The sequence below is a fragment of the Acinetobacter sp. UBA801 genome (genome assembly GCA_002296655.1).
Taxonomy (GTDB): domain Bacteria; phylum Pseudomonadota; class Gammaproteobacteria; order Pseudomonadales; family Moraxellaceae; genus Acinetobacter.
Map to the genome: position 1 here is coordinate 19,710 of DBIN01000008.1, position 26,506 is coordinate 46,215.

23 protein-coding genes and 1 riboswitch are annotated in these 26,506 nt (G+C 41.6%); of the genes, 5 read left to right on the plus strand and 18 right to left on the minus strand.

What is annotated here, in order from left to right; translation table 11 throughout:
* Nucleotides 1–10: 10 nt before the first annotated feature.
* From B2W49_RS00900 to B2W49_RS00985, 18 genes are all read right to left on the minus strand, one after another.
* Nucleotides 11–820 carry a helix-turn-helix domain-containing protein gene (locus B2W49_RS00900; protein ID WP_291333694.1) on the minus strand — a complete coding sequence of 270 codons (810 nt, stop codon included), beginning with the start codon at nt 818–820 and terminating at the stop codon, nt 11–13.
* The gene (gene pilW, locus B2W49_RS00905; RefSeq protein ID WP_414630567.1) at nt 811–1,599 is read right to left on the minus strand and encodes a type IV pilus biogenesis/stability protein PilW; all 789 of its coding nucleotides are present in this window, start codon (nt 1,597–1,599) and stop codon (nt 811–813) included. The genes B2W49_RS00900 and pilW overlap by 10 nt, the downstream gene beginning before the upstream one ends.
* Nucleotides 1,600–1,674: 75 nt before the next feature.
* Complete coding sequence (gene rlmN / locus B2W49_RS00910; protein WP_291333698.1) at nt 1,675–2,907, minus strand: 23S rRNA (adenine(2503)-C(2))-methyltransferase RlmN; 1,233 nt, start codon at nt 2,905–2,907, stop codon at nt 1,675–1,677.
* 136 nt (nt 2,908–3,043) lie between these two features.
* Nucleotides 3,044–3,475, minus strand: a complete 432-nt coding sequence (gene ndk, locus B2W49_RS00915) for a nucleoside-diphosphate kinase (protein WP_004975092.1) — start codon at nt 3,473–3,475, stop codon at nt 3,044–3,046.
* Between the two features lie 161 nt (nt 3,476–3,636).
* Complete coding sequence (gene iscX / locus B2W49_RS00920) at nt 3,637–3,837, minus strand: Fe-S cluster assembly protein IscX (RefSeq protein ID WP_019836293.1); 201 nt, start codon at nt 3,835–3,837, stop codon at nt 3,637–3,639.
* 100 nt (nt 3,838–3,937) lie between these two features.
* Nucleotides 3,938–4,489, minus strand: coding sequence for a phosphatase PAP2 family protein (locus B2W49_RS00925; RefSeq protein WP_291333705.1), 552 nt, complete (start codon nt 4,487–4,489; stop codon nt 3,938–3,940).
* 25 nt (nt 4,490–4,514) lie between these two features.
* Nucleotides 4,515–5,798, minus strand: a complete 1,284-nt coding sequence (locus B2W49_RS00930; protein ID WP_291333706.1) for a glycosyltransferase family 4 protein — start codon at nt 5,796–5,798, stop codon at nt 4,515–4,517.
* Nucleotides 5,799–6,017: 219 nt separating this feature from the next.
* Nucleotides 6,018–6,443, minus strand: coding sequence for a hypothetical protein (locus tag B2W49_RS00935; RefSeq protein ID WP_291333708.1), 426 nt, complete (start codon nt 6,441–6,443; stop codon nt 6,018–6,020).
* Between the two features lie 32 nt (nt 6,444–6,475).
* A complete protein-coding gene (locus B2W49_RS00940; RefSeq protein ID WP_291333710.1) occupies nt 6,476–8,785 on the minus strand; it encodes a fimbria/pilus outer membrane usher protein in 2,310 nt (769 codons plus the stop codon).
* Between the two features lie 3 nt (nt 8,786–8,788).
* Nucleotides 8,789–9,505: a fimbrial biogenesis chaperone gene (locus B2W49_RS00945; RefSeq protein WP_291333712.1), complete on the minus strand. Its 717-nt coding sequence runs from the start codon at nt 9,503–9,505 to the stop codon at nt 8,789–8,791.
* Between the two features lie 97 nt (nt 9,506–9,602).
* Entirely contained in the window at nt 9,603–10,139 is a 537-nt protein-coding gene (locus B2W49_RS00950) for a hypothetical protein (protein WP_291333715.1), read from the minus strand.
* 753 nt (nt 10,140–10,892) lie between these two features.
* Nucleotides 10,893–11,819: a branched-chain amino acid transaminase gene (locus B2W49_RS00955; protein WP_291333716.1), complete on the minus strand. Its 927-nt coding sequence runs from the start codon at nt 11,817–11,819 to the stop codon at nt 10,893–10,895.
* Nucleotides 11,820–11,853: 34 nt separating this feature from the next.
* Nucleotides 11,854–14,598 carry a bifunctional [glutamate--ammonia ligase]-adenylyl-L-tyrosine phosphorylase/[glutamate--ammonia-ligase] adenylyltransferase gene (gene glnE, locus B2W49_RS00960; protein WP_291333719.1) on the minus strand — a complete coding sequence of 915 codons (2,745 nt, stop codon included), beginning with the start codon at nt 14,596–14,598 and terminating at the stop codon, nt 11,854–11,856.
* Nucleotides 14,599–14,774: 176 nt separating this feature from the next.
* Complete coding sequence (locus B2W49_RS00965; protein WP_019836285.1) at nt 14,775–15,581, minus strand: enoyl-ACP reductase FabI; 807 nt, start codon at nt 15,579–15,581, stop codon at nt 14,775–14,777.
* Nucleotides 15,582–15,761: 180 nt separating this feature from the next.
* Complete coding sequence (locus B2W49_RS00970) at nt 15,762–16,754, minus strand: DUF2804 domain-containing protein (RefSeq protein ID WP_291333723.1); 993 nt, start codon at nt 16,752–16,754, stop codon at nt 15,762–15,764.
* 201 nt (nt 16,755–16,955) lie between these two features.
* Nucleotides 16,956–17,477: a DUF1543 domain-containing protein gene (locus B2W49_RS00975; protein WP_291333726.1), complete on the minus strand. Its 522-nt coding sequence runs from the start codon at nt 17,475–17,477 to the stop codon at nt 16,956–16,958.
* 174 nt (nt 17,478–17,651) lie between these two features.
* A complete protein-coding gene (gene trpB / locus B2W49_RS00980) occupies nt 17,652–18,896 on the minus strand; it encodes a tryptophan synthase subunit beta (protein WP_291333727.1) in 1,245 nt (414 codons plus the stop codon).
* A complete protein-coding gene (locus B2W49_RS00985; protein WP_004975062.1) occupies nt 18,868–19,521 on the minus strand; it encodes a phosphoribosylanthranilate isomerase in 654 nt (217 codons plus the stop codon). The genes trpB and B2W49_RS00985 overlap by 29 nt, the downstream gene beginning before the upstream one ends.
* Before the next feature lie 192 nt (nt 19,522–19,713).
* Nucleotides 19,714–19,937, plus strand: a riboswitch (cobalamin riboswitch).
* Between the two features lie 36 nt (nt 19,938–19,973).
* On the opposite strand from B2W49_RS00985, the gene B2W49_RS00990 reads away from it, so the two are divergent.
* The 5 genes from B2W49_RS00990 to B2W49_RS01010 all read left to right on the plus strand — a co-directional run bounded on the left by B2W49_RS00990 (nt 19,974) and on the right by B2W49_RS01010 (nt 26,433).
* A complete protein-coding gene (locus B2W49_RS00990; RefSeq protein ID WP_291333730.1) occupies nt 19,974–21,857 on the plus strand; it encodes a TonB-dependent receptor plug domain-containing protein in 1,884 nt (627 codons plus the stop codon).
* A 96-nt stretch (nt 21,858–21,953) separates the two neighbouring features.
* Nucleotides 21,954–22,538, plus strand: a complete 585-nt coding sequence (locus tag B2W49_RS00995) for a cob(I)yrinic acid a,c-diamide adenosyltransferase (RefSeq protein WP_168418570.1) — start codon at nt 21,954–21,956, stop codon at nt 22,536–22,538.
* Between the two features lie 155 nt (nt 22,539–22,693).
* Nucleotides 22,694–23,407 carry a glycerophosphodiester phosphodiesterase gene (locus B2W49_RS01000; RefSeq protein WP_291333734.1) on the plus strand — a complete coding sequence of 238 codons (714 nt, stop codon included), beginning with the start codon at nt 22,694–22,696 and terminating at the stop codon, nt 23,405–23,407.
* A gap of 290 nt (nt 23,408–23,697) precedes the next feature.
* On the plus strand, nt 23,698–24,864 hold the full coding sequence (locus tag B2W49_RS01005; protein WP_291333736.1) for an acyl-CoA desaturase: 1,167 nt from the start codon (nt 23,698–23,700) through the stop codon (nt 24,862–24,864).
* Nucleotides 24,865–24,987: 123 nt separating this feature from the next.
* Nucleotides 24,988–26,433 carry a protein adenylyltransferase SelO gene (locus B2W49_RS01010; protein ID WP_291333738.1) on the plus strand — a complete coding sequence of 482 codons (1,446 nt, stop codon included), beginning with the start codon at nt 24,988–24,990 and terminating at the stop codon, nt 26,431–26,433.
* The last annotated feature ends 73 nt before the right edge of the window (nt 26,434–26,506 follow it).

Here is a 26,506-nt window from a genome sequence, read left to right on the forward strand (position 1 = left end):
CCTTGCTGTATTATCGAGATAAACGGAATTCTGCTTTTCCGTTCACCGTGTATGGCGATAATGAAATCGACTCATTATTCAAACTTAATGACACAGCAGTCGCATCATCTAAGCGAATTTGAAATGGAGCTTCGCCTTGTAAATTTAACGTAGAGGCTTGACGTCCTGTCGCCAAAACATTGCCAGCAGCGTCAACAATATGCACTGAAGTTGGACGAGAAAATTGCAAATTCAGCTGATCGCCTGAAGCAAGAGCAGTCGTGCTGCCTGTCGCATTGTCTGAAATAATTTGCACATCGGATTGCAGTACTGCAATTTCAGGTTCTGCACCCTCTTGACCAGATGACATCCAGTTTTGAATTAGCGCGACCAATGCCCACAACAACAGCAATACCGCCACAATTATGGCGATACGAGTGAGCCACTTTTTATTGCGATCACGGTTAGAGCCAGGCAGTTTTCCCATAATTTTAATGGGTGAATTGTTCAAGGCGTGATTTGGCAACAACCCTGTATCGTTGGCATAAATTTCATCAAAACGCTGAATAATGACTGAAGCATCGACCTGTAAATATTTAGCATAGGTACGATAATAGCCTTTAATAAAGGTCGCTTCAGGCAAAGCGGTATATTCGTCTTGCTCTAGCGCCATCAGCGTTTTTAATGGAATTTTCAAATCTTTTGAAACATCATCCAGCTCGCGTTTTTGATTGACGCGAATTTGACGAAGGTACTCACCTGGACGTTGAACATTTCCTAATGCATGGGATACAGGCGTGGTCCCCTGTGTGGGTTGCGGTGAATTAGGATTTACTTCCATACGGCCTCAGTACTGTACTGTAATTGCAAATAACGTTGGTATTCTTGGCTATTGGGAAATAATGCACGCAGCTGGTTCACTAAAACCTGAGTTCCCAATTGATCGCCATTGGCACGTGCTAAACGAATCCCGATCCATAAGGCACGTGCACCTTGATTTGTTTGCCCCACTGCACGTACAAATTGTTCATACAGTTGTCGTGCGGGTGCAAATTGTTGTCTTAAATATAAAATTTCCGACAACTCTAACATTGAAACATAAGAATCGCGATTGGCTTGCAAGGCTTGTTTGAATGACTTTTCGGCATTCTCTATATCGCCTAGTTTCAAGTAAATACGACCTACATTTTCCAATGCTCTAAAGCGTTGATCATAACCTAGCGTTGCACCTGCAATACTGAGCTGCTCAATCGCATCATTATAGCGTTCTACTTGATATAAATACGTACCATAGTTGTTACGCGCTTGTGCATTTTTTGGGTCAGCGGCAATGGCTCGCTTAAAATAAGCATCGGCTTTTTCTAAATTCAGCTTGCTGCCTTCTTGTTGCAGCAACACGCCCATCATCATATTGGCAGCGGAATCACGTGAATCGCTTTCCAAAGCTTGATCAAGTGCGCGTTTGGCTGAATCTAAATCACCATTTTTTAAGTATTCTGCTGCCAACTGGGTACGTACTTGCACCGCTTTTTCAGGGTCTTTTTGCCCTAAGGTTGGAGCTGTGGTTTGACAAGCTGCAGCAAAAATTGCCGAAATACAAACAGTTGTAATTTGTGCGATTTTAAATACAGGCTTATTCAATGGACATCCCCTTTGCGTCTTCGTTCGATGCAAGTTACTTATCTATACAAGTCATTATCCTTGCGAGCGTATGATTTCATTTTGCGCTGCAACTTTCTTTTTCCACTGTTCGGCACGGCGGGTGCGGTCTGCCACTTGTCCGACCAATTGCCCACACGCGGCATCAATATCATCACCACGTGTCTGACGAATCGTACACACAAAACCAGCATCAGACAAAGTTTTTTGGAAAGAAATTATTCGATTTCGGCTTGAACGTCCATACGGCGCATGTGGAAATGGGTTAAATGGAATCAAATTAATCTTGCTTGGCAGGTTCTTGAGTAGTTTAATCATTTGCTGCGCATGTTCAGGATGGTCATTTACGCCATCTAACATCACATATTCAATGGTCACGTGTTTACGTGCGCTTTCGTTGCCATCTTTACCAATATAACGCTGACAAGCTGCGATTAATTGTTCCAACGGATATTTTTTATTAATAGGAACCAGTTCATCACGCAGTTGGTTATTGGTTGCATGTAAAGAAATTGCCAAAGCCACGTCAATATCTTGTGCCAATTGGTCAATTTTAGGTACAACACCCGAAGTAGATAAAGTCACACGACGCTTAGACATACCATAAGCAAAGTCGTCCAACATAATGCGCATGGAATTCAAGACGGCATCGTAATTCAGCAACGGCTCGCCCATACCCATCATCACCACGTTGGTCACTGAACGCTCACGCTCAATCACAGGCACATCTTCCATATAGGAATAGTTTGCCATCCACAACTGACCAATAATTTCGGCTTGAGTCAGGTCACGCTGAAAACCTTGTTTGCCCGTAGAACAAAATGAACAATCGAGCGCACAACCCACTTGCGATGAAATACACAGGGTTTTACGTGAGCCTGTTTTGTCTTCTGCAGGAATCAGAACGGTTTCGACCAATGAGCCTTCGCCATCACCCACACGAAACACCCACTTACGGGTACCGTCTTTAGAATAATTTTTATGCACCACTTCAGGCGCTTTAATTTCACAAATCTTTTCCAATTTTTCACGTAACTTGCCTGAAATATTGGTCATTTCGGCAAAATCTGTGACAAAAAACTGGTGAATCCATTTCATCACCTGTCCTGCACGGAACTTCTTCTCACCTAAATCTTCAAAGAATTTTTCCATTTGTGGACGTGACATGCCAAGTAGATTCACTTTCTCTGCAGTCGCAGACTGTGCAGGAGCGGACGCAGATACTTGCTGAACATCTATTGAAGATGCAGCGAGGACTTCTGTACTCATGTGTGTATACCTAAACCATGTCTAAAGATGAAAGGAGAAGCTCAAGAGGAGAGCAAAGGTTTATTCAGAAAATAAAAATCAGAGAATAAAAAACCAGATAAGCATAATAACACTTATCTGGTTTGAATACTGCGTATTAACGAGTACGTGGGCAAACTTCAGTTTGAGCAAAGAAGTAGTTTACTTCACGCTCTGCAGATGCAACTGAGTCTGAACCGTGAGCAGCGTTTTCGTCGATGCTTACAGCGAAATCTGCACGAATTGTACCTGGTGCAGCTTCTTTAGGGTTTGTTGCACCTAAAATTTCGCGGTGAGCAAGAACTGCGTTTTCACCTTCAAGAACTGACACAACTACTGGACCAGAAGTCATGAACGCAACTAGGTCACCAAAGAAACCACGTTCTTTGTGCTCTGCATAAAAGCCTTCAGCTTCAGCTTGAGAAAGGTGTTTCATTTTAGTCGCAACGATTTTAAGACCAGCTTTTTCGAAACGAGCAAAGATGTCACCGATGTGGTTTTTAGCAACTGCATCTGGTTTTACGATAGATAAAGTACGTTCAATAGCCATGATTGGCTCCTTAAGTCAATGTTGACACGAAAATTTTGCCGCATTATACCGAATAATGGGCTATTTTCTGCTTTTGATGTGTAAAAAAATTGCTTTTTTCGATATGAAGCGCATTGTGCAGGACCTTGATCGGCAAATCAATCTTGCTTCATACCGCTAAATTAACGCGCTTCATCAATCCACGCCATTTGAATGGCTTCCAAGATGCCTTCAGTCGATTTTTCAGGATCATCCTCAAATTCTGGTAAAGCACAAACCCAAGCGTGTAAATCGGTAAAACGAATCCATTGTGGATCCACATCGGGATGTGCTTCATATAATTCAATGGCAATGTCGATGCTGTCTGTCCAACGTAAACCCATGTGTATTCCCTATTCTAGTCAAGACAGCGACTACTTTAACAAATTTCGCATGGGCTGCCTGCCATTCTCCACTGAATTTTCGATTTGGTTTTATCCAGACTTATAAAACAATATTTACATAAGGCGCGGCCAAAATAATCGCACTCGCCACTGCACCGCCAATCATCGCCCCAACCGCCACATCACTCGGATAGTGCAAGCCTAAAATCATACGGGAAATGGCCACCAAAATCGTAAAAGGCAACATCAACATCAACAATACTGGCTGGATATAACCCAAAACCGTCGTGGTCATGACTGCATGCAAAGTGTGACCGGAGGGGAAGCTAAAATGATCTAAGGGACGTTCCCCCAAACGAATCACTTGGTGTACCTGATATGGGCGCGGACGGACTGTTTTTTGTTTTAAATATTTATAAATACCTGTACCAACAGAACCGCCTAATAACAGATAAATAATTTGTAAACTATAGCCAATGCCCTGCATCACCCAAGCACTTGCGAGCATGACATACCAGAACACACCGTCGCCCAAACGGCTAATGACTTTAAAAAATTGTGCCACCCGCTGAGAGTGGGAAAAATGGTTAAGATACAAACAGCCTTTTAAGTCGAGATCCAGCATTCTTATTTTTGCATTTTTAAACTTCATCAGTTCTCTCCTCTTTGGCGTATAGCTAAGATGGCATGTGTAGCTCCTTCGCCACCTGATATAACGCCTGCTCAAATTGTTGGACTGGATACTGCCAGCCAATATTTAAAGTCGCTTTGCGGGCGCGTTCGCCCATCTGTCTAAGGGTTGTAAGATTGGGAAGTCGGTGGATATGACCGACCAAGTTTTCTGGCTGACCGAGTGGACTCAACCAACCTGTTTCATTCGGTTTTATATGTAAACGTGCACAAGCATAGTCATAAGCAATGACAGGCAAGCCACTGGCCATGGCTTCTAACACGACATTGCCAAAGGTTTCGACCTGACTGGCAAAAGCAAACACATCGGCACTGGCATAGGCTTGTGCAAGTGCTGTGCCACTTAAACTACCTGTAAAAACAATATCTCCCTGAGTGTTCATAGCTTCTAAATGCTCACGGTCTGGCCCATCCCCGACAATCACCAATTTCACAGGCTGTTCAGTATTTTTTGGCATACACTGATAGGCATCAATAATAAGATTGACTTCTTTTTCAGGTGATAGACGCCCTACATACAACATCACCCGCGTGTTTTCACTGGCACCCCAGCTCGCTCTAAGTTGAGGCGAACGAAAATCTGGGGAAAAATATTCGACATCAACACCACGCCCAACCACCACCAGAGGCCCTTGCACGCCAAACTGACGCAATGATTTTTCAGTATGACTACTTGGCACACAAGTGAGCAAGGTATTGTTATGAAACCATTTTAGATAATGCTGAATGGGTTTGAGTAAAAATGCCAAATCGAAAAAACGGCTAAAATCCTGAAAAGCAGAGTGAAAACCACTCGATATTGGAATATTTTTGGACTTTGCAATTTGTAAACTAGCTAGACCCAAAGGACCTTCAGTGACGATATGCACCACATCGGGTTGAAACTCATCTAGCGCCTGCGAAACTTTAGACCACTGTGGCCAGCCGAATTGCAAATTATGATATTTAGGAATCGCTTGGGCTTTAACTAGACATTCTTTATAGGGCTGAAACTGACCATCATGCTGTTTTTGTTCAGGGCGTATGAGCAGAATTTTATGTCCAAGTGCCTGTAAGCCTTTGCACAATTGCTGCAATGAACGTGCTACACCATTAATTTCGGGTGGCCAGGTTTCTGTCACAAGGGCAATTTTTAAACGTGGGCGGACAAGGTCTGATAGATCAGAAGTAGGTTGGCTGCTTTTTTGTTTTTGATTTTGTTTGAAATAAAATTTAAACGCATCGCTGTAACGCTCTAATTTACTGCTCTGCTTTGCCAATACATTACTCATCGCCTTTCTGCTCAATTCTTATTTTATGCTCGTTAGCCTAATACAGCAGCATTGCAATAATATGATGCTTTGGTGACACGTTTGTCATTTTTTTCAATTTTAAAAAGCTAGCAACCCCCATAATTTGCTGTCATTTAGCCTAATAACACATGAAAAAAGCAAATATTCAATACCGACCTGCTCAATACATCATCTTGAGTCTGTTATAAATCAAAACATCTAAAACAGTAAGTTAACATATAACTCATCGGTATAGCGTCCTGCTGGCGTTGTCAAACTCGGCTGTTCATCTAACTGTACCGCTACACTGTATTTATGCCCTGATGCAGAAGCCTTTCCTTCAATTGGCGTATTCCACAGATTATTTTTTGCACCCATAATGCGCATACTGGTCCGTAAACGGTGAGCACCATTATTTACAAAACTGCTGCCGTGCTTGTCCCGTAAATTACGACTACTAAACTGAATGCTATAACCCCGATCACAGTGCACATTAAAACTGGTTGCCGTCTGACTACGGTATTGAGCGCTCATTTGCAATAAAGACTCACTCACCGAACCAATGGTGCAGGCCTGTGCAGGAACACAGACCCAACAGCCACACAACAACAGGCTTATTTTTTTTACGATCTCTAATCTTTTCATTTTTCTCACCCTCACTCATCATGCTGACATGCTTACTGACAAATCAAATCCATTTGCGTTGTTTGCGGAACCGTGCCAGCTTTAACTTGAGGTACTTCAAGCTGGCTATGGCAAATCTTTCCACCTTTGGTTTTGACTTTTAGCGTATAGCTGCCGGGTTTCACACCATATAAATGTACATTTCCATCACTGCCCACAGGTACAAACTCAGTGGTATCACGACTTAAATACACCTCACTTCCCTGCACAAATGTCTGCTGATCTGGCGTAAGTAAACGCAATATAATCAATCCTGTACGCTGCACAGGAAAATTCACTTTATAACCACGTTGATTCATACCAATCACTTTTTGGCTTGAATATTCAAAGCTGTCATACATGTCTAACTGGTCTTGATCAAAAGCCACGTCGTAATTGACGTAAGGTACAATATCATGCACAAATACATAGCCGTGTTGATTGGTTTTACCAACAGGCGTTAACGCACGCAGTACTTCCACATTAGGAATATCACTAACATTCACCAAAGCAAAAGCATTGTCTACATATTTGGTCATGGCCCATTTTCGGTCTAACCACACCACCGCACCCTGATAATTGGCTTGACTATAACTAAAGCGCTCGCTTTCATCGTGGCTTAAATATAAATTGCCCATCGGCATTTTCAGGGCTGTATACGCATTTACACCAATATCCCCTTCAGCTTGCTGATGGCGCACAGCAAGCGTGTAATCCACACCATTTTGAGTTAGGCTGCTTTGCGCATAACGTAACTGGGTTTGTTCTTCAAAATTATGTGAAAGCTGCGCACTGCGGCGTTGGTCAAATTGATAATTCAGCGTTAAATAGGCTCCGTCGCTATCCTGCATTTTCAAGTCTTTATAATAAGAAAACGACAGTGAAGTTTGACGTCCCAACATACGAGAAAAACCGACTGTAAGCATTTGGCTATCTGTAAAACTATTATTTGCATTTGGATGATAACGGCGCTCAAGATAATTCACATTTAAGGTGTTGATTAAAGGAATATTAAAAATACTGACATAAGCTAAATTGTCGTATTCCACTGTTTGCGTCGTATTGCTATATCCCAAACCGCGATATTCAGGACTGTAGTATTTATGACTTGCACCAAGCGCAATCCAACTTCCACTACGGCTTAGCGAAGCGCCAAAGGTATAGCCATCGCCCCAGTCACTATGACTAGAAGCTGCATGCGTATCTAACAAGGCATATTTGTTGATAGCTTGCGTCCATAACAAACCAACATTTTGCACATCCTTGCTGTAACTTAAATTAGTGCCTAAGGTCGTGCTGTCAGTAATCCCGCGTCTGAAATAAAGGTTGCCAAAAAACTCACGATAATCATCTGACACGTAGTCATAGTCATAACGCAACTTGCCTGCAGAAAAGTTATATTCATTTAACCCAGGTTTGAGTAATTGCGTGGTGACATAGACAGGAAAGGATTGCACGGTACGGTTACCCAATACATCTTCCACCACCACCTGCGCCTCACCCGACTGCTGAATATTGGCACCTGTATTTAAGCTATAGTGTCCAGGCGTAACCTGTTGTTGATATAAATTGATACCATTAATGTATAAATCGACTGTGGATGGCAGTACAGCACTCCCCCTTAAGGTGGGTACATTCCAATAAATAAAATCTGGATAACTACTAAAATTTGAACCAAAAGATACACCGCCAAATCTAAATGTATCTAATAATGGATTATAAACACTTGTGTTATCACCCAAGGTTAAACGCTGATAACGTGATGGAAACTCTATTTCAAAACTGGTATTCAAACGCAGTAGCTTATCTTGATCTTGTTCTACCTCTTTGCGATACATCATGGCATTTTTAAAAATCCAGTAATCTTTAAAAATACCAAGCTCCGCCAAGCCATTTATTTCATTGTAATTATCATAACGTGCATACAGCACATCATAATTTAAAAAGCCACCCAAGTCCGCTTTTGAGGGAATCGCATGCGTTTGGGTAAATTGTGCATCAATAAAATAGCTGGCTGGTACAGTCAGTTTAATGGCTTGCAGCGCAGCGTCTTGCACGGACTGAATTTCATTGGTGCTTACAGAACAGAACTGAGTTTGTGCGCTGTGTTTTTGTAAGCGCTCTTGCAGCAAACCCAATTGTTGCAAGACTTCACATTCCATATAACGTTGCCCGTCCTGCTGCAATACTAGACTTTCAACGACACGATCAACGCCATTTAGCCAGACACTATTTAATACCATTTCAGGCTGAGCAGCAGCGGCTTGTAATGGTATCCCCCACAGGACACTTTGCAGCGCAAAAAACAGTCGAGTTCTATGCATGATTTAGCCCTTCATTTTCAACTCAATGGCTTGCTCACTTTTATCTGTTTCAAGTTTGAGTATGTAATTTTTCAAATCACTCAGTTTGATTTGCCCCATATCAAAGCTGTGCTTTTGTTGATTCAACAAATATTTCATTTCACGAGTAGTTGCGACAGGTTGTTTTTGTTGATTCAAAATACTGATTGAAGAAATTTGCACATGCGATCCAGCATGATTTTCTATCTCTAAAAATAAATGATCATTTTGATAACGCGGGGTTGCTGTTACCTGAATGGCTTCTTGCTTACCCACAAATAAAGGAACAGAAATTGTGAATAAAAATTGTAAGGCGTCTTCTTCCACTACAGGAGCAATTTCTTTAAAAACAATGCGCCAAGTTTTTTCTTGCGCCATTTCTTCCTTCGAAAGTGGTCGGCTAAAACCTACACGAATAATTTGTTGCGTATTAGGTTGTAAAACAAAGTTTTTTGGATTAATTAAAAGGTCTTGATCTGGCTCTAGTACATCTTCACCCTGAGCATTTTGCGTCCATTTATAGGCAAACATTTCAAAGCTTTTCGGTTCTGCAAGATCGGTAGCTTCCATCGCAACCGTTGCACTGCGTTGTCGTGCTTTATCGCCCAAATACATTTGTGTAGGTGAAATCACCATGTTTGCATAAACAGCTTCTACACATAAGCAACTTGCAATCAGCATATATTTCAATAATCGTTTCATGCTTCCCCCAGCAATGTCTTATTTTGTATTTATTTAGACTAAAAAGTTGACTCCACCCATCGGCAAAGCCAACTCATTCAGATTGAGTTCAAACGTATTAGAATGACACTCGAATGTTGTAATTATCGGTATAAGTACCCGCTGGTTTAGAAATACCTACGCTGTCACTTTTAACAAAGACATTGTAAGTGTTCCAGCCATTGCTGCCTGGCGCAATATTGGTTTGCTGATCATTTAACTTAATCACAGACGATGAACCCGTACGCTTGGTTTCAACGGTTAAGCCCACGGCATGGCTACCTGATTTAGCTTCAGATTTGGTTGTTTTGCCTCCACCAACACGGTTGTCGGTATCGACTAATAAGTTGTAGTCTGCATTCGCTCCAACCAAAAATTGACCTGAAGCTTCTGCACCATCTTTTAATGAGATACTTGGTGTTTTCACTTTCAGCTCACAACGCTTAGGTACAGTCACTTGAATTGGTATACTTCCTGTGCAAGGCCCTTCGTTACATACTGGGGTTGGCTTAGGGTCTGGTTTAGGACCGTGATTGCCGCCACCACCTGCCATTGTTACCGTTGAAAAAGCGCCGAAAACCACCACAGCTGCAGCTGTTTTAATAAATTTAGACATTTCATTTCTCCATAACTCTTATAAAAAACCATTTTTTAATCATTCACTCGCTTGAGATATCGTTAGAATTATTGAAACTCAATCCTTAGCAAGCTTCTTCATTTTAGGTATTTCTCACAAAAAACCATCTATACGCGCTATTTCACACAATATTGAATAAACCTTGAATTTCAGTAAATTAGGATGATTAAAGTACTGTTTTAAATGACATCACAAAAAACTAGGGAGCAGCTCACTCCCTAAAATTTGTGACCCAAATTTTAGGGATAATAAAAAAATATATTTCTTAACTTCTAGATTAAGATTTTGTTTTTATGGAATTTTTACTTTAACTTCATTTTAACTTTTGTTACATTTTAAGTCGGTTTATTTTTAACTGAATGGTTAAATTCTCATTTTTAGTCCATTTTTTACTATACTTTTCACATATTTGATTCGCTATCTCCTATCACATTCGACAGACTGAGCGCTTTTTAACATCAAATCTCACCAATTACAGGGATTGCCTCTCGCTATAAAAAACCTATGTTTTGAGCAACTAAATTTATCGTTAAGATCAAATTTGCACATCACTAACTCAACGAAGAAATAATTGATTATTCATTTATATCGCTAACGTGAGTGATAAATCTTGCTCGATGTTTAGCGAGCTCATAAGGTAATAGCAGACAAAATAAAACCCCATTCAAGCACTGCCTGAATGGGGTCATCACACCTGAGTCAATTCTCTTCACCCAGGCACGCAAGCGTGACTCATTTAACGTAAGTCAACCAGTGTGCATATTTGTCATTCTTACCTTGAACTGCATCAAAGAAAGTTTTTTGAATTTCAGTGGTAATTGGGCCACGTGAACCACAACCAATCACACGGTCATCATATTCACGAATTGGGGTGACTTCCGCTGCTGTACCTGTAAAGAAGGCTTCATCGGCAATGTAGAATTCATCACGTGTAATACGGCGTTCAACCACCTCATAACCCAAGTCTTTAGCAATGGTGATCACTGTTTGACGCGTAATACCATCTAAAGCACCGCCTGCGATGTCTGGTGTGTGTAAAACGCCATCTCTAATTAAGAATACGTTTTCACCAGAACCTTGGCATACATAACCTTGTGGGTCCATCAACATGGCTTCATCATAGCCTGCTTGCGCGACTTCTTGGTGTGCAAGAATAGACAAGGTGTAGTTACCTGAAGCTTTGGCTTTACACATAGTCACGTTTGGATGATGGTGCGTAAATGATGAAGTTTTAACGCGAATGCCTTTAGCCATTGCCTCTTCACCCAAGTATGCCCCCCAACCCCAAGCCGCAACCGCAGCATGAATGGTGTTATTGGTTGCAGCAATACCCAGTTTTTCAGAACCAATCCAGATTAAAGGGCGTAAATAGCACGATGAAAGTTTGTTTTCACGTACCACATCAATTTGCGCCTGTTCTAGAGCTGCTTGATCAAATGGTACTTTCATTTGATAGATTTTTGCAGAGTTTAACAAACGCTTAGTATGGTCCTGAAGACGGAAAATCGCAGTTCCGTTTGGCGTTTCATAAGCGCGGACACCCTCAAACACACCCATACTGTAGTGTAAGGTATGCGTTAAGACGTGAATTTTTGCATCACGCCAGTCAACCAATTGTCCATCTTGCCAAATAAAACCATCACGATCAGCCAAATTCATGGCACACACTCCAAATGTTTATACAATAGTCATTTTAATCCAACGCAGACATTGCAGTCGGATCAATTAATCTTTGCCATAACTTGCAAACGACCTCACGGGTATCGTACCAGTCCGCAGCATTGACTTGCATGGATTGATTTGCAAGGGCTAAGCGGTGGCTTTCGGCTCGTTCACGGAGATAAGCTTGAATCAATGCTGTCGCATCGTCGCTGGATAAGCAACCTGTTTTTGCGGCATCTTCAAGGATTCTTACGTTGTCGGAATAATGGGCGAGATCAGGATTCGACCCACTCCAGGCTAATACCGCATACTGTGCCATAAATTCGATATCAACGATACCACCTGCATCCTGTTTTAAATGAAAAATTCCATCTTTTTTTTGCTCTTTAGATGAACCCAAATGATCTTTCATTTTTTGACGCATTTTCAGCACTTCGCTGCGGACATAAGCTTCGTCACGCGGCTGGGTTAAAATCTTACAACGCAACACTTCAAACTTGTCACGTAAATCTTGATCTCCCGCAATACTGCGCGCACGCACCAAAGCCTGATGCTCCCACAGCCATGCACTTTTCAGTTGATATTGCTCAAAGGCCCGTAAACTGGTCACCAATAAACCCGCATCTCCCGAAGGACGTAAACGGGTATCGACATCATAAACGCGACCATCTAAAGTTTGCGTGGTCATTAAAGATACAAATTTACGCGCTACCCGCATGGCAAATTCAAAGCCACTGATGGGTTTAATACCATCAGTATCGGCCTGTTCATCCATGTTGTGAATAAAAACTACATCTAAATCTGAGCCGTAACCCAGTTCAATGCCACCCACTTTGCCATAACCAATAATGGCAAAAGCGTTATGCTCTAAACCACAACGCTGCCCTTCACTGTCTAGTGGATAACCATGCTTTTTGACAATCATTTGATAGGCTAGTTGCAGGGCTGCATTTGCGGTCACTTCGGCAATATCAGTTAAAGCATCTGACACTTTCATTAAGTGACTTTCTGCTAGTACATCGCTCGCTGCAACGGTCAATACGTTGGATTTTTTGAATAAACGTAGCACCCGCATGAGGTCTTCGACTTCATCCAGTTCAATGCGCAACAATTGTTGGCGCAAAGAATCTTCCAAATCGCTGCGTTTTGGCAATTCAAAATCCATAGACAAAAACTCATCTAGCAACACAGGATATTGCGTCAATTCTTCACAAATCCATGGGCTGACCGTGGCCATTTTCACCAAGCGTTGTAAAGCGCCCTTACTCTCAATCAACATGACCAAATACACGGAACGACGCAGTACAGATTCAACCAATGGCATTAAACGCATTAGCGCCATCTGTGGGTTTTCCGACTGTAACACCGCCTCAATCAGGTGTGGCCAAAAGGTTTTTAAACGCTGCAAAGCTTTGGCGGTGAGTTTTTTAGTGGCATGTCCATACCAGAACTCATGCACTAAATTTTTCGCTTGGTCGTCCAATACCGCATCGAGCTGTTTTTCTAGCTGACTGTAATTTTCCAGCAAAGAATCGGGTTCATTTTCTTTAATTAAATGTTCAAACTGATAAATGACTTTGGCACGTTTTTCATTTAGGGTCTGCATAAAGCTATCCCAATCGGCAAAGCCCAAAGTATCGCTAATGCGTGCACGTAACTCAGGTTCGGTTGGTAAAGCTTGGCTTTGCTGATCATTCAAGGCTTGAATGGCATGTTCAACTCGGCGTAGGAATAAATAAGCATCTTCCAAATCAAGTACGGCTTGCGGTTCTAGCAATTCGGCTTCGCCCAAATGGCGCAAACTCACCAAACACTGGCGATCTTGTAATTCTAGTTTTGAACCACCGTAAATTAGCTGAAAAACCTGCACAATAAATTCAACTTCACGAATTCCACCTGCGCCCAATTTAATATTGTCTTCGATATTACGGCGCTGCACTTCGCGTTCAATCATAGCTTTCATTTCGCGCATAGCTTCGAAGGCGGTGTAATCGACATACTTGCGGAATACGAAAGGTCGGGTCATTTGCAGTAATTCATGACCTTCTTGCCCGCCTGTGATAATACGTGCCTTAATCCAAGCATAGCGTTCCCATTCACGTCCATGCTGACTTAAATATTTTTCCAATGCCACGTGGCTAATTGCCAATGCTGAACCATCGCCCCACGGACGTAAACGCATATCGACACGAAAAACAAAACCATCGGCGGTGATATGATCTAATAGATAGATCAGTTTTTGTCCCCATAAGATGCAGAATTGCTGCACTTCAATACACTTGCGTCCATTGGTTTCACCTTGTTCATCAAAGGCAAAAATCAGGTCGATGTCGCTGGATAAATTCAATTCCTGCGCACCATGCTTGCCCATGGCGACCACAATCAGGTCTTGGACTTTGCCGTTATATCCCATCGGTTCGCCATGCTTGGCAACCAACGGAATCCGCGCAAAATCTTTGGCAACTTGCACACAAATATCGGCAAAGTCTGAAAGTTCCTGCGTCAACGTCACCACATCGGTGAGTTGGTTGGCATCTTGCCAAATCCAGCGAAACATTAAACGCGCGCGTAAAATTCGCAGGGTTTTCATCCACAAGGTTTCATCTTGAATGTCTTGTAAAGTCGAAATTACCAGTTGATGAATATAGTCTGCGCTCAGCGGTTTTAGAAATTGGTCAATTGCATAATCCTGCTGTAACAGGCTTTCGTGATTTGCCAAGACTTGTTCTGCATATTGACTGGCATGTAACGTTTTTTGCAATTGTTCCGCATTCATTTTTAAGACCTAAAACCCAGTTTTATTTTGAAATATTGTCAACTCATCTATTTATAGCAGCAGATGCGCCAAAGAAGAAAATAAAATTACAGCAATCTGCAAAATACCTCTTGCTTAAAATGCAGCGATAAAAAAACCGAAGTCTAAACTTCGGTTCTATCTGCTTGATGCAATGCTTATTCAGCATCTAGCATTAATTCTGCACTCATACCCACGGTGTTAAAACCTGCATCGACATACAGAATTTCACCGGTAATACCATTGGCCCATGGTGAGCAGAGGAATAGTGCAGCATTACCGACATCTTCAATGGTCACGTTGCGTTTTAAAGGTGCAACTTTTTCATTCAGGTCTAACATTTTACGAAACGATTTAATACCTGAAGCTGCAAGCGTACGAATTGGTCCTGCAGAAATTGCATTTACACGAATACCTTCAGCACCCAAACTTGAAGCCAAGTAACGTACACCCGCTTCTAAAGATGCTTTTGCCATACCCATGACGTTGTAGTTTGGCATCACGCGCTCAGAACCTTGATACGTCAAAGTCAATAAGCAACCTTGGCGTGCTTGTAATAATGGTTTTGCAGCACGTGCCATCGCAATAAAGCTATAAGCACTAATATCATGCGCAACTTTGAAACCATCACGATCTGTAACATCGGTAAAGTCACCGTCTAAAGTATGCGCAGGTGCAAAACCAATCGAGTGAACCAAACCATCCAAACCATCCCAGTGCTTTGCCAAGTCAGCAAAAGCTTGCTCAATTTCTGCATCTACACCTACATCGCAAGGCAATACAATGCTTGAGCCAAATTGTGCAGCGAAGTCATCAACACGTTTTTTGAGTTTTTCATTCGGATAAGTAAATGCTAATTCTGCACCTTCACGATGCAATGCTTCTGCAATACCAAATGCGATAGATAATTTACTTGCAATACCAGCAATTAAAAAACGCTTACCCGCCAAAAGACCTTGTGCCATGTGAAACTCACCTTGATATATTTCGCAGTATCATGCCAATTCTGAACGCATAGTGAAATTGCATAATGCGACTTTTTTTGCAGATTATGTAAAAACTCAATGGCGTTTCAATTGAGTGGTAGATGAAATCACAGGATTGATCTGCAAGTGGTGACGTACAATCTTAGTTAAAAACCTGCCCTACCACTTGGCATAATGCTGTTCAAGCAAGCCGTATTCGTTTAACAAAATAATTTCGGTGCCATTTTGTTGAATAGTACCGCTAATTTTGGCTTGCCATTGGCTAAACTGACTGCCGACTAGACGCAAATTCAAGTTTTCATAACGGCGCCAACCAGTACTAACAGTTAAATTCAAGCGATGATCCAGTGAACGAATACTCCACGAACCATCATCTTCAAGTTGGAATAACACATCTGTTAATGGATACAGCACCCCATTAATCCACAAACAGTTTTCATTGCCAAAACTTTCATTCACTCCAGACGCCAGATTCAAGCCTACACGACGGTTTTCGGTATCCCAGAAGTTACACGACAACCAAAACCATGCCGTTTCAGGACGTAAAAACCCGCAGGTGTCATCTAAAGAAGCAAAGGTGCGCTCATGGAATTGAATGGTTTGTCCGGTTTTATTGACAAAATAGCCTTCACAGCCGAGCGTGGTCAGTTTTTGGGTGTAAGTCCAACCATTAATACCCGTTGGGCTACACATACTCAGCGGGTCTGTGCCTGCACAAAATATCCGCGCACTGAGTTTTATTTCACCGTATTTGGTCACGCGGATATAACGCACACCATTGGCATGTTGAATTTCAATTTGAAATGGCGATTTTTCAAAAAAACTTTGATTAAATAACGGTTGCTCATCTAAAACAGTATTACGCGATAATAAATTAATCGCATTCCATTCCTGTACTTCTCCCGTCATGTGATTATAAATATAGACAAAACCGTGCCCTGCCCAAGCAATATCGGCAATCGCAAGCCCAATGGTATAGTGTTCGTGTTGAATACTACAAAATTTAAACTTTTTATATTTTAATCGCTTACGCCAACCTGACAATACCTCACCATACGGTGATTTATATTGGTAAGCCTGATAATCAATTTTTTTGGGAAGTTCACTAAAGCGTCCATAATGCGGTTGTCCATTCGCCTGAATTAAATCCATTGAAGACATTCCCTGTTGTCTAAAAACAATTCATCTTTGGTCGTATTATGCCTACAAATGCATGTACAAAAAACCCGCAGCTTATGATTTTGTTCAAAAAACTATAAAAACATAGATTGTTTTACCATTTTAAGGCCTGAGCGCTTACTAAATATACAAAACATAAATTAATCTATTTCTGCCTCAATATTCTGAATACTTTTAAGCATCAGCCTTCAAAGTCAGATAGGTATTTTCCCAGCGATTGCCTGAAAATGACCCTTCAACCAATTGCACATAGCGACCATGCACCTGATCTATCGCAATACAATCATCCACTTCTAATACCCGATCGGTATGTTGTTTTTGCCAGTGCTGAGCAAAATAGGCTTTACCACGCTGTTTTGCCACCATTGGGTTTTGCGCCACCACCAAAACATAACGATGTAACTCACCAAACTCTCGCGGATCATATCCACCTAAATTAATTAAATACAGTCGGTTTTCTACCTGATTCGGCTGCGCATCGGTAAATTTTAAATAGTAAGATTTGCCTTCAAACGCAACACCATTAATTTGCGCCCATGCATCAATATGCAAACCTTTCGGCTCTGCAAACCAAGCCTGCTTAAGTTGCGGATAGATCTGTTCCAAAGAATCGCCTACTGCAAGTACCACATCATGCACTTCGGTATTGGCTCGCGCATGACACCCACCTAACATCACGATAAATAAACTGGGCATATCCGGCTCCTACGCAAATATCCTAAGCTTGATGGCTTTTAGGGTTGATGATTTTTAAGCTTGATCATTTAAAGTAGCGAGAATTTTTTAATTCTCCAAATAAAAAATCGTGCCGAATTGCTTCAGCACGATTGAATTGAAATACAGCATGCTTTATTTCAAGCAGCTTGCGATTTACATATCCACCATTTCCACGCCATCAATGCGGGCAACAGTCATTAGGTCCTTATCACCACGACCTGAAACGGTTGCAATAATAATTTGGTCTTTATCCATCGTTGGTGCAAGCTTGCTCACATAAGCCATAGCATGCGAGCTTTCCAAAGCAGGAATAATCCCTTCAATACGGGTTAAATCACGGAAACCTTGCAAGGCTTCTTGGTCATTGATTGGCACATAATTAACACGGTGCATATCTTTCAGGAAGCTGTGCTCTGGCCCTACCCCTGGATAATCCAGACCTGCAGAAATAGAGTGGGTTTCGATGATCTGACCTTGTGCATCCGACATTAAATAAGTACGGTTGCCGTGTAATACGCCTACGTGTCCTGCATTCAATGGTGCAGAGTGTTTGCCTGTTTCAATGCCCAAACCTGCAGCTTCGACACCGTACATTTTCACTTCGGCATCGTTCAGGAATGGATAGAACAAGCCCATCGCATTGGAACCACCACCAACACACGCCACAAGTGCGTCAGGTAAACGACCTGCCTGCTCCTGAATTTGACGACGTGCTTCACGACCAATAATTGACTGGAAATCACGTACCAATTGTGGATATGGGTGTGGGCCAGCGACTGTACCAATCACGTAATATGTAGAGTCAACATTGGTGACCCAGTCACGCATGGCTTCGTTCATGGCATCTTTTAAGGTTTTTGAGCCACTTTCTACAGGTACAACAGTTGCACCAAGTAAACGCATACGGTACACGTTCATGGCCTGACGCTTGACGTCTTCTGCACCCATGAACACCACACATTCCAAGCCTAAACGAGCGGCAATGGTCGCGGTTGCTACACCGTGCTGACCGGCACCTGTTTCGGCAATAATGCGTTTTTTGCCAGACAGTTTTGCCAACAGTGCCTGACCAATGGTGTTATTCACTTTATGTGAGCCAGTATGGTTCAAATCTTCACGTTTTAAGTAAATTTGCGCCCCCCCCAACTCTTTTGACCATCGCTCAGCATAATACAAAGGACTAGGACGACCTACATAGTAGGCGAGATCGCGGTCGAATTCTGCCAAAAACTGCGGATCATCTTTCATGCGGAAATACAATTTTTCTAAATCTTGTAAAGCCGCCATCAGCGTTTCTGACACAAAACGTCCGCCATGGATACCAAAATGCCCTTTTGCATCTGGGAATTGGGTATAGTCAATCACTGAGTTATTGTGATTTGTACTTTGCTGATCCACGTTGGACTCCTTGCATGAAGTTTTCTATGAGTTGTTGGTCTTTAATACCTTTTGCAGACTCAACTCCGCCACTGACATCAACGGCATAGGCTTGAGTCGTCTGAATTGCATCTTCAATATTTTCAGGGTTTAAACCACCCGCCAAAATTAAAGGAATATCGAGTTTGGGGAATTTTGACCAGTCAAAACTGTGTCCTGTTCCACCTTTGAGTTCAGGATGCCACGCGTCTAATAATACTGCGCTTGCACCTGCTTGTTGATAGCTTTTTATCGCATCTAACACATTTAAATCAGGTTTGACCTGAATGGCTTTGTACCATCGACGTCCAACTTGCTGTGCTATTTGCTGACATTGCAAGGGTGTTTCATCACCATGAAATTGCAGAATATCTAAAGGTACTTGTTTCAGTACAGCGGCTATTTCTTCTGCCGTTGCATTGACAAATAAACCAACCACTTGCACATAAGCGGGAATGTGTTGCAGCAAGCCTTGTGCTTGCTCAATGCTCACATTGCGTGGACTTGGAGGATAAAACACCAAGCCAATTGCATCTGCACCCGCATGCACAACACTGTTTATATCTTGAATTCGCGTGATTCCGCAAATTTTGGCACGGGTACGCATCGTTTTGGACTCTAATCCTGATTTTCAATCTTCATTTTGCTGATCTTGCTGTGCGTGACTTTTAAATTGTCTGTTCACACTCACAGAATCAGATATTGGGGCGAATCATTGTAATGCAATTTTAAGGGGTTGAGTGAAGTTCAGGCGGATTATTCTGCATTTCCGTTGTTTAAATGGCATACAGACTTTATACTTCGCGCAAATGCAACGAGTTCTAGCTTTGAGCTTTAGGGAAGTTGGTGAAAGTCCAACACTGCCCCCGCAACGGTAACCATGAAACGTATATCAATTTAAATCTTATGATTTACACCACTGTATGAACAATATGGGAAGGTGGATATATAGCGAAGCAATCATAAATTAGAAGATGCTTGGCACATTGAAGTCCGGAGACCTGCTTGTTGTGCCCTTAACTCAATCATTCACGTGGGGTGAATGTATGGAGCAAAGTCATGTCTACTCTTTTTCAGCCTACTGCTTTAGTGGGCGCAATTGCGCTTGCAATGGGTTTTTCAACTTCAGTTTTTGCTGCAGAATCGCAAGATCAGCGTGTGGTGAATGCTGCTTTAGATACGCTTGTTGTTACGGCAACTCGTTCTGAAGAAAAAATTGGTAATGTGCCTGCGCGGATTAATATTATTGAGCCAAAAATTTTGGAACAGTCGCCAATTGCTGAATTACCTCATTTGCTTATGAGTGATGCATCTATTGATATGATGCAATATGGTGGGTATGGTCAAACGGCTTCAATTTTTACTAGAGGGACAAACTCAACTCATACTTTAGTACTTCGCGATGGGGTTCGCCTCAATACAGGGTCTGCTGGCTCTGCCTCCCTTTCATTTATTGATACTACCGACATTAAACAAATTGAAGTACTCAAAGGTCCTGCGTCTGTTCTTTATGGTACAGATGCTATTGGTGGTGTCGTGCAACTCATTTCAAAGACTCCTGAAAAAACAAGTGCTTTTATTACAGGAGAAATAGGTGAAAATAATACTTATAAAGCTGTTTTAGGTGCTGACTTGGCTGAAAATGGTTTTTATGCACAAGTTCGTGGTCAGCATTTAGAATCAGACGGCACTCAAGTTACCGATTTTAAAAATTCGAATGCTAAAACCGGTGCCTATGATCAAGAAGGCTTTAGTGCAAAATTTGGTATTGAACAAAAGCAATATGCTGCATCTATAGACTATTCACAAAATGAAGGCACTTCAGTCTATACAGATGGTATTTTCAACCCTTCTTATACTCAATTACTAGATTTAATCAATAAGTCCCAAGACTTTAAAAACGAAATCATTAATTTAAAAGGTCGTATAAATATCAACGATACAATTTCAGTCAATGCTCGTGTATCGCAGTTTAAAGATAACCTTTCTCAAAATGAAACTGCTGATTTTATTCATAATAAAACACAAGAAGCAGAATTATATTCTAAATGGCAATTTACCCCTCATCAAAATATGATGGCTGGTGTGTCACATCGAAATACTAAAACTGATTTACTTTCGCTAGGTTGGAATACAGTTCAATATGATAAAGATGCTAGTAGCACAGGATATTTTATCCAGCATCAATATCAGAACAATCATTTGAATACTCAGGTGGGTCTTCGTGTTGAGGATAATGAAGCTTTTGGTACACATACCGTAGGTCAGGTTGCAGCACGATATCAAATTCTCCCAGCCACAAGTATTTATACCAATATTGGAACAGCTTTCCGTGCTCCAACAAATAATGATCTTTATGCGATTGGTTGGGGAGCAAATCCTGAACTCAAACCAGAAGAAAGCATTTCTTATGAAATTGGTCTAGATCAAAAAATTACAGATAGTCTTACAGTGGGATTATCTGCGTATCGTAACGAAGTTAAAGACTTAATTACTTATATAACTGATCCAGTAACATATAAAGGTCAATTATTAAATGTTAAAAAAGCGACTTTTACTGGTGGTGAGTTCAATTTAAACTGGGCACAAGATGATTTAGTTTTAGATCTTTCTTATGCTTATGTTCAGCCAAAAGATAAAAGCAATGATACAGATTTAAGCCGTCGACCACGTCAAAGTTTGACACTCACTACAGGTTTACAAAACGAGATGTATGGTATTAGTGCATCACTTTCAGCTAAATCTAGACCTAAAAATAGCACTATATCAGGATATGCCACTGTTGATGTAAATGCATTCTGGAATGTAAATCCTAACGTTAAATTATTCACGAATATTCAGAATATTGGTGATGTTGAATACAAAACGACATCCTATGGTAGCGGATACTATTATGTGAATGGTGGCCGCCTAGCTTCAGCAGGCGTAACTTTCCGCTACTAAAACCCGCATAACAACAAAAACTTTAAAACAGCGCAGTTTATGGATAATGTAATGACCGACATTATCCTTTTTTTCATTTCAACCTAAGGAAAAGTTATGGGCCACCGTTTAAGCAAAATCTACACCCGAACAGGCGACTCAGGCACAACAGGACTGGGCGATGGCTCACGTGTCGCCAAAGACGACTTACGCATTCATGCACTGGGCGATGTCGATGAACTCAATGCCTGCATTGGCGTATTGCGCTCACAAATTACACATAGCAACATTCAAGACAAAAACACTTGGGACAAATCGCTTAGCCTGATTCAGCACTGGCTATTCGATTTAGGCGGTGAAGTCTGTATCCCCAATTACCATCTCGTACAACCACTTGCGATTGAGTTCCTAGAACAAGACATTGACCGCATGAATGAAAGCCTGCCAATGCTCAAAGAATTTATTCTGCCTGCAGGTACATTGGCATGCAGTTATGCACATCAAGCCCGTGCCGTATGCCGCCGTGCAGAACGCAGTTTAATGACCGTCCACAACCGTGATCAAAATATTCAAGCACCGTCTTTGCAATTACTAAATCGACTGTCTGACTGGCTATTTGTCGCATCGCGCAGCTTGCAACGCGCCGAAGGTGGCAGCGAAGTACTTTGGCAAAAAAATATCAATGACAGCATTAGTAACTGACATCGGAAACTAAAATAAAGTCCTGATTTTACATCTAAAAAATCACAGCAGATGGTGCTTGAATTTTCACACCATCTGACCAAAATAAGAGTTGTCATCCCTCTGTCACGTCGTACTTGCAAAATGAAAGCAAACTTTCAATTCATGAGCACATTATGCGCATAATTGGTCATCGTGGTGCGCGTGGCGAAGCGCCTGAAAACACGCTTGGTGGTTTTGAATATATTCAAAATATTGGCATTCGTGCAGTAGAGTTTGATGTACGTCAACTCAAAGACAATGCTTTGGTGGTCATGCATGATGATCAATTCATTCGCACCACAGGACAAGACAAAGCACTGTATGAATGTAGTCTGGAAGATTTAAACCATTACAATCATGCGGTGATGTGGTCAAATTGGAATAAAGTTGAAACCACACCCCTACTCAATCAAACCATGACCATTATTCAAAATTTTGATCATATTGAAGTCGAAGTTAAAGCAGTCAACTCGCATGCCGATGCTGAAAAAATTACCCAAAGTTTAGAGCAACATTTGAAGGGTTTTGAACACAACGCCATCATCACCAGTTTTGATACAAAAATTCATTGGGCCTTGCAACAACAAAAATCACGCTTTAAACGTGGTTTATTGGTTGAAGATAATTTGCAATATCAAGCGATTGACCAGGCTTTAGCATTAGGCTGTTGCCAAATTGGTTGGATGAATGAACTCGCAACCAATGCACTCATTCAGGCCACACAACAAGCCCAGCTGAATATCAGTGTTTGGACAGTCAACCAAATTGAACGTGCCAAACAGCTTAAAGATTTGGGTGTTCAGGGTTTAATTACCGATTATCCTAAACTGATGATGCAACACTTGTAAGCGGCACAACCTCAAATATTTTGATGGATAAATAATTGATTTATTGTGCTTGTTTGGCTGCCGAATACCATAACTCCGTAAAATCTCGCAGAAGCCATTATATTCTGTTACCACCCAGTACAATACAACTGTACAATAATGCTGTGATCGTGAATACGCTCATGCTAATATGCGAAAAAATTAATCCCCATAAAACTTAATACTATGATTTCAATCTACAGATCGGTCATAACGTTGTAACGGATTAAGGTCCATTTATACCTCCCAAGGTTCTAGGAGTGCTGTTGGAGATGAATGCTCCCCTACCTCAAGCCCCAATTAACTGGGTCGCTGTGTTTGCTCTGGTGGTTTTACCCATTGTAGCTGTTATCGCGATTCCGTTATATGCGTATCACCATGATTTTAGCCTTGCCGCTTGGATCAGTATGTTTGTATTACTTGGCGTAAGTAGCTTGGGTATTACAGCAGGTTATCACCGCTTATGGGCACACCGTGCTTATGAAGCTACCCTTCCCTTGAAAATCATTTTAATGATTATGGGAACATTTGCCGTTCAGAACAGTATTCTGTATTGGGGTTCAGGTCACCGTACCCATCACCGTCATGTCGATGACGTCGAAAAAGACCCATATTCAATTAATAACGGCTTTTGGTATGCGCACATGGGCTGGATGTTACGTGACTATCCTGCCGCAGAGCCAAACTTTAAAAATGCGCCAGATTTGTTAAATGACAAATTGGTGATGTTCCAGCACAAATATTATGTGCCAATGGTAATTGCAGTTCATGTTGGCATTTTAGTGCCAATTGGCTGGGCTGTTGGTGATATGTGGGGTGTGTTGCTATTGGGCGGTTTAATGCGTCTGATTTTAAGCCACCATGTTACCTTCTTTATTAACTCGCTGTGCCACATGTGGGGTTCACGTCCTTATACTGACGAAAACACCGCGCGTGATAACTTCTGGTTAGCCATTGCCACTTGGGGCGAGGGTTATCATAACTATCACCATATTTTCCAATACGATTATCGTAATGGCGTAAAATGGTGGCAATATGACCCAACCAAATGGTTAATTTGGACATGCTCGAAGTTGGGCTTAGCGAAAAACTTACGCCGTATTCCAAGCTTTAATATTAAAAAAGCAGAATTGGCGATGCGTTTTAAATATGCAGAGCAAGACTTGGCGGTCTATGGACACAATGTAAATGATGACATTGGCCAAGTTAAAAGCCGTATTTCGCAAGAATATGATGCCTTTACTCAGACTCTGAACGATTGGGCAAAGTTAAAAGAGCAAGAAATTCAGGCGAAAAAAGCATCAGTAGCTGAAAAAATCCACCAAATGGATGACAAATTAAAAGTTGAATTCCAATTGGTTGAACAGCGTCTTTCACACCATCGTGAAACCTTGAACTTACTCATGCGTAACCTGAAAAAAAATCCTGTATCTGAATAAACCTCCATTCTTATACACTGCAGAAAGCCCTGACCTGTTCAGGGCTTTCTGCATTTTTAGACTACAGTTTTAAAGCCTAAGTTTGCTATAGTGAAACTCACTTTGTACCAAAGCTCTCTCACTATGCAATTTAATCCACGTTATCCGACTCTACCCGCCCGTCTTTATCACATGCAGCAGCCTTTACCTTTAAAAGGTGCAAAAGCAGGACACTTTAATGCTGCATTGGCAAAAGAACTGCAATGGACAGCCGAAGAACAACAGCACTGGATTGAAATTTGCAGTGGACAAAACACTTTTCAAGAATTTCCTGCTTTGGCGATGGTCTATGCAGGACATCAATTTGGACAGTGGGCAGGTCAATTGGGAGATGGACGCGGTTTACTCATTGCGCAAGTTTTGGACACACAACAACGTACCATTGACCTGCATTTAAAAGGTGCGGGGGCAACACCTTATTCTCGTATGGGCGATGGACGTGCAGTATTACGTTCCGTGATTCGTGAATATTTGGCAGGGCATGCTTTAAATGCACTGGGTGTCCCTTCAAGCAATGCGGTGGGATTCACTTCATCTACACAAGGCGTACAACGTGAAAAACTAGAACTGGGCGCCATGTTATTACGCACCTCTGACTGTCATATTCGTTTAGGTCATTTCGAATGGATCAATCAGTATCAACCTGAACTACTGCCTGAATTTGTGCAAAAATGTATTGAGTGGCACTATCCAGAATGCTTGGCAGCCGAACAGCCTGTACTCGCCTTTGCTACGAAAGTCATTCAACGTACCGCTGTCATGATTGCAAAGTGGCAACTGGTCGGTTTTGCGCATGGCGTGATGAACACCGACAATTTAAATATCACAGGTTCAACACTCGATTTCGGTCCTTATGGCTTTATGGAGCGTTTTCGTCCCAACTGGATCAACAATCATTCGGACTATCAAGGACGTTATACCTACCAACAACAACCCAGCGTAGCACACTGGAATTTATGGGTCTGGTTAAATAATTTAATTCCACTTGAGCAAAACCCAGATCAGAAAGAACACTGGAAACAAGCACTGGCAGCATGCTTAGAACATTTTGAACCCACTTTTTTGGAGCATTATAAACTCGGTTTATGTGAAAAAATGGGACTGCCAAGCTTCCATAAAGACAGTTTTGACTGCGCAACCAACTTCTTACGTATTTTGCAAAGTGAGCAACTGGATTACACCCAAAGTTTTATCCGTCTACAAAATAAACAATACACAGAAATATTGGATGATTGTTTGGATCGTCGTCAGTGGGAAAGCTTTTTGGCGCAGTATTTACAAATTCGTGAACATCAGGATACCGATGCCTTAGATATTGCTATGCAGCAAGTCAACCCTCAGTATATTTTGCGCAATCACATGGCACAAAAGGCGATTGAGCAAGCAGAGCGTGATGATTTTTCAGAAGTTGAGCGTTTATTTAACTTGCTCAGCCAACCCTATATTCAGCAAACAGCATTGGAAAAACCTGAAGATTTAGCACCTTTACCAAGTGATGTGCCAGAAGTGATGGTGAGTTGCTCATCTTAATAGCCTTGTTGCACAAATGCCTAACACTATGATTTTATTAAAACCTAAAGAAACCTTTAAAAATTAGTATCTT